At 56.3% G+C, this 4,758-nt stretch carries 5 protein-coding genes and 1 pseudogene; 3 read left to right on the top strand and 3 right to left on the bottom strand.

Features of this window, described 5'->3' with window-relative positions:
- Together V3572_RS06925 and V3572_RS06920 are read left to right on the top strand one after the other, a co-directional pair.
- The coding region (locus V3572_RS06925; RefSeq protein WP_332110253.1) for a nitroreductase family protein at window positions 1–266 on the top strand (266 nt) is incomplete at its 5' end.
- A gap of 11 nt (window positions 267–277) precedes the next feature.
- Window positions 278–433 (top strand): toxin-antitoxin system HicB family antitoxin, encoded by a 156-nt coding sequence (locus V3572_RS06920; protein ID WP_332110252.1) that lies wholly within the window; start codon window positions 278–280, stop codon window positions 431–433.
- A 68-nt stretch (window positions 434–501) separates the two neighbouring features.
- Here V3572_RS06920 and V3572_RS06915 read toward each other — a convergent pair whose 3' ends face one another.
- The 3 genes and pseudogenes from V3572_RS06915 to tnpA all read right to left on the bottom strand — a co-directional run bounded on the left by V3572_RS06915 (window position 502) and on the right by tnpA (window position 2,243).
- A complete protein-coding gene (locus V3572_RS06915; RefSeq protein WP_332110251.1) occupies window positions 502–1,365 on the bottom strand; it encodes a hypothetical protein in 864 nt (287 codons plus the stop codon).
- 43 nt (window positions 1,366–1,408) lie between these two features.
- Window positions 1,409–1,642, bottom strand: a complete 234-nt coding sequence (locus tag V3572_RS06910) for a hypothetical protein (RefSeq protein WP_332110250.1) — start codon at window positions 1,640–1,642, stop codon at window positions 1,409–1,411.
- A gap of 167 nt (window positions 1,643–1,809) precedes the next feature.
- Window positions 1,810–2,243, bottom strand: a pseudogene (gene tnpA, locus V3572_RS06905) (IS200/IS605 family transposase).
- Window positions 2,244–2,950: 707 nt separating this feature from the next.
- Between tnpA and ilvB the strand changes: the two are divergent.
- Window positions 2,951–4,648 carry a biosynthetic-type acetolactate synthase large subunit gene (gene ilvB, locus V3572_RS06900; RefSeq protein ID WP_332110249.1) on the top strand — a complete coding sequence of 566 codons (1,698 nt, stop codon included), beginning with the start codon at window positions 2,951–2,953 and terminating at the stop codon, window positions 4,646–4,648.
- The last annotated feature ends 110 nt before the right edge of the window (window positions 4,649–4,758 follow it).

Below are 4,758 nucleotides of genomic sequence, written 5' to 3'. Positions count from 1 at the left end.
GCGTGACGCCAGTGACCGACGCCATCATCGCCACCACCTGGTTCGAGATCGTGGCCCATGCCCACGGCGTGGGAAGCTGCTTTGCGGGCTACCTCATGTTCGCCCTGGAGCATAGGCCGGAACTGGCGCGGTTCCTGGGCATCCCCGAGGGCCGCGTGGTCCCGGCGGCGCTTCTCATCGGCAACTCCAAGTACCGCTACCGGCGCACGGTCCCCCGCGACGAGCCGCAGGTGGCGTTTCTGCCGGGGATTGTCGAGGGGGAGTAGCGGCGCGCCTGGTGTCGGCCGGGGGTGGCCCCGAACACGCCCTCTTCCGGAAAGCGCTGATCCGCGTCCGGCCGGAAGTCCACGCCAAGGCGGCCATGACGGCTGCGGCCAGGGGGAAGGGCCTCAACGCCTGGGCCGCCGAGGTGATTGAGAATGGGGCGGAGTGATCGCTGCCCCGCCGGGAGCGGCAGTGTCAGGTGAATACTATCACCGTACATACGATCACTGGTACAGCCTAGCAGAACAAGTTATTCCTCTTATTATAAACTATTCGTCCAAGTCGTCTATAGTCTTTGTCGGGTAAGTCTTTGCAAGCTATAATACGGTCTTTTTTTACAATATATATCTTCGGATCTTGCACACAAAAAAGGCCCGTAAACGATAAATACACGGCAAAAGAGCAATCTAAATATTTTTTATTTAATGAATTTATGGTCGACTCGTTCTGTTTACAAAACGCATCCAGAGTTTTTTCAACAAACTGGCTTCCCTGTTCCTTACAAGGAAATTCTTGATGAAATGCATTTCCATCTATTGCTGAGCATATGTCAATAACTATCAACCCGTAAGGTTTATTTTCTATTTTGTTTGAAAGTTTCTGTAACTGCTTCCCCGCCTTATTAAAATTTTTCTTCAAACTATCGGCGGAAGAAAGCCTTTTGCATTCAATGTAAACTACATCATCTTCTCGTGTTGCGACAACATCGGTTTTCTGTTTAAAATCAATTTTGTATCCTTGTTTTGCAAAATTGCTGGCGACTACCAGTTCAAAGAGGTAGTCTCTCGATTTGCAATGTTCGTTTGCATCCAAAAAATCTCTCCCTTTTGTTGCAGTGCCAAGTCTTTGAACAAAGTAAGCATCAGTTTCATGTTTAAAAGATTCCATTATAACATTGATATAGTAGGCCTCGTAAATAGCGCGGGTCATCAGAATAAATTCTTCTTGGCTCACGCTGTCAATTGGAGTCCCACGTTTAAAAAAATTGTTGGCATATTGCTTGTAGCGTGAAAACCTTAAGACATCATAGTTTATACCAAGCGATTTTAGCCAACAAGCTATTTCACCCATTCTCTCAAAATAATGCCCTATAGAAAACATCTCACACAACCTTGTTCGTATTTGTTTGCAATTTGCCGTGATGTTAGCCTATTTTATTAGTCGCCTCACGATCAATTGTATGGTCTGGATATTTTTTATGTGCTATTTCTTCGGCCATACTTTTGTTTGGTGCTTCAACTTGGATCGTAAAACTTAGAAGATCAGTGTGTAACTCCTCGCCCATTGGTGTCTGGTTATTATTGTGTCTCCAATAATTATAATAATCTATTTCTTTTCCGCGCCTAATCATTACTACTTCATATGTCAAATTGCTCATCTACTGTTTCTCCATATTTTCAGTTATTGGCATGCTCACTTTTGTTGGTTGTGGCTAATGGTGTTGGGATGGATACTTAGGCGTCACCTACTCCCGGTAAAGCCGTGGGCTTGAAGAGCAATGAACCGCCTAAATCGGTTTAAACGACAGGAACCGCCTAAAGGCGGCTATTCATCAACCAATTGAAGCTGATCCAGCAGTCGGTCAGCCTGTTCTTGTTTCTTGATATATTCGCGGACATGCGCCTCATCCAGACCGACAGTTGAGACGAAATATCCGCGTGCCCAAAAGTTTTGGCCTACGAAGTTCTTTCTCCGGCCCATAAAACTTCGGGCAATGTGTATCGCACTCTTTCCCTTGATAAATCCGACGACCGATGCAACAGCGTACTTCGGGGGGATGGATATGAGCATGTGGAAAGGTCGGGCATGCGGTGTCCTTCCTCCACCCTGCTCTCTTTTTGGCGGGCCAGCTCTCGGAAGTTGTCCCCCATCTGTGCCCGTAATTGGCCATACAAAGCCTTTTTCCGATACTTGGGCATCCAAACCACATGGTACTTGCAGTCCCATACGGAGTGGTTTAGGCTTTCGTACTCGTTCACCGGAAGCCTCCGTCAACTTGAGCTTTGAGCGATTCAAGCGGCGGAGGTTTTCGATTATTGCCGGAACTGTCAAACTTTAGGAGTCCTTCGGCAGAGACGGGGGTTTACTCATTATTATTAGGAATCAAAGGAGCCTGACATTCATATAAAATATTTTACTTTATTTTCAAAACAATTCCTGTATTGAATTTACCATCGCTAAGCCTCAAAACGATCCAAACAACAGGACTAGCACATGTTGACTAGCCGAGCACCAGCTCTATCTATGTATAAATAAATAATTTTTATGTGGTAATACGTCTATTCTGGCAAGTCAACATGCCAGACTAACAAATAGACTCTTTCAAGTATGACCATTCCACCGCATCACCCCTTTCCAGTTCAACCACAGGCCGCTCACCCCCCCCCCAACAAATTCCCCTTGACGCCGCCAGCCGGCCCGGGCTAGGCAAAAACCAAGCACTTTCAACCAGTATTGAGGCCCAGATGAACCGTTCCGCCACCCGCACCGCTGCCCCCGCCCGCGCCGCCCTGGTCCTATCCGGCGTCGTCGTACGCATGGTTATGCACGTCGCGTCGTAGCGGGATATTTTTTCATTCGTCACTTCATCCCCCGTCGGCGCGACCGCTGACGGGGGATTTTCATTTCGTTTTCCATCCCATCTCCCAAAGGCGGCGCGCGCGGGGCTCCCACAAAGGAGCAGACCATGCCCACGAAATCCGGCGCCGACATCATCGCCAGACTCATCGAACGCCAGGGCGTGACCATCGTCCCGGGCATCCCCGGCGGGGCCAATCTGCCGCTGTACGACGCGTTGGCCGCCTCATCCATCCGCCACATCCTCACCCGCCACGAACAGGGCGCGGCGTTCATGGCCCAGGGCATGGCCCGGGTCAGCGGCAAGCCCGCCGTCTGCCTGGCCACCTCGGGCCCCGGGGCAACGAATCTGGTCACGGCCATCGCCGATGCGTACATGGACTCCATCCCCCTGGTGTGCCTCACCGGGCAGGTGCCCCGGGCCATGATCGGCACCGACGCCTTCCAGGAGGTGGACATGGCCGGGGTGTGCGCCCCGGTGTGCAAGAAGGCCTACCGGGTGCAAAGCGCGGCCGAGCTGCTGACGATCATCCCCGAGGCCTTCACCCTGGCCGCTTCCGGCCGCCCCGGCCCGGTGGTGGTGGACATTCCCAGGGACGTGCAGACCGAGACGGCCACTTTCGCCCGCTGGCCCGAACCGGGCCGCCCGGACGAGGCCCCGGAGGCCTGCCCCGAGGGTATCGAAAAGGCCGCCCGGATCATCAACCAGGCCAAACGGCCCATCCTGTACCTGGGCGGCGGCGCGGCCCGCTCCGGGGCGGCGGCCCTGGCCCGGCGCATCATGGAAAAGGCCGCCATCCCGGCCGTGCAAAGCCTCATGGGCCTTGGCGTGATCCCCTCCCGCCATCCCTTAAGCCTGGGTATGCTCGGCATGCACGCCTCGCCCTGGGCCAACCTGGCCCTGCACGAATGCGACGCGCTGATCGCCGTGGGGGCCCGCTTCGACGACCGGGCCACGGGCAAGGTGGCGGCCTTCTGCCCCGAGGCCTCGGTGGTGCATATCGACATCGACCCCGGCCAGATCCACAAGATCAAGACCGCCCATGTGGGCCTCATCGCCGACGCAGCCAGCGCCCTGGCCGACCTGGAGCCGTTCATCGAGAAAAAGACCCGCACCGCCTGGATCGCCCGCATCGCCGCCCTCAAACGGCAGCACGCCGCGCCCGAACCCACCCCGGGTTCGCCTCGGGCCATCATCCGCACGGCGGCGGCCCTGGCCGGGGAGACGGCCATCGTGGTCACGGACGTGGGCCAGAACCAGATGTGGACCGCGCGCCACTATCCGTTCACCACGCCCGGCCGCTGGCTGACCTCCGGAGGCCTGGGGACCATGGGCTTCGGACTTCCGGCGGCCATCGGCGCGACCCTGGCCGAACCCCAGGCCCCGGTGGTGCTTTTCTGCGGCGACGGCGGCATGCTCATGAACATCCAGGAGATGGCCACGGCGGCGGAGATCAAGGCCGACATGACCGTGGTGCTTTTCGACAACGGCGGCCTGGGGCTTGTGCGCCAACAACAAGACCTCTTCATGGGCGGACGGCGCTTCGCCACGGACTACCGCGCCCGGGTGGACTTCCCGGCCGTGGCCCGGGGGTTCGGCTGGCGGGTGTTCGACCTGGAGAAAGGCGGCGACCCGTCCGAGATGCTGGCCCGGGCCATGGGCGCCAAAGGCCCCTGCCTGGTGCGGGTTCCCGTGGATGCGGCCGCCAAGGTCTATCCCATGGTGGCCCCGGGCGAAGCCAATACCCGCATGATCGGCGCCACCGTGGCCTCGCCAGAAATGCTGCGCGAACGCGCGGCGGTGTAGGGAGGGGAGGCCTCCGGCGGCCAGGGGAGAAACTTTTTTGCAAAAAAGTTTCTCCCCTGGACCCCTCTCAAAAAACTTTGTCGCGCTTCGCGTCCGCGCTCGGGAGAGAG

Source organism: Desulfolutivibrio sp. (assembly GCF_036584575.1).
In the GTDB taxonomy this organism is placed as follows: Bacteria; Desulfobacterota; Desulfovibrionia; order Desulfovibrionales; family Desulfovibrionaceae; genus Desulfolutivibrio.
This window is presented reverse-complemented; position numbering and strand designations above follow the sequence as displayed.

What these genes read in the sequence shown, in the direction of transcription:
- V3572_RS06915 (WP_332110251.1), bottom strand. Translation starts at nt 1,365, where the DNA reads ATGTTTTCTATAGGGCATTATTTTGAGAGAATGGGTGAAATAGCTTGT.
- V3572_RS06910 (WP_332110250.1), bottom strand. Translation starts at nt 1,642, where the DNA reads ATGAGCAATTTGACATATGAAGTAGTAATGATTAGGCGCGGAAAAGAA.
- ilvB (WP_332110249.1), top strand. Translation starts at nt 2,951, where the DNA reads ATGCCCACGAAATCCGGCGCCGACATCATCGCCAGACTCATCGAACGC.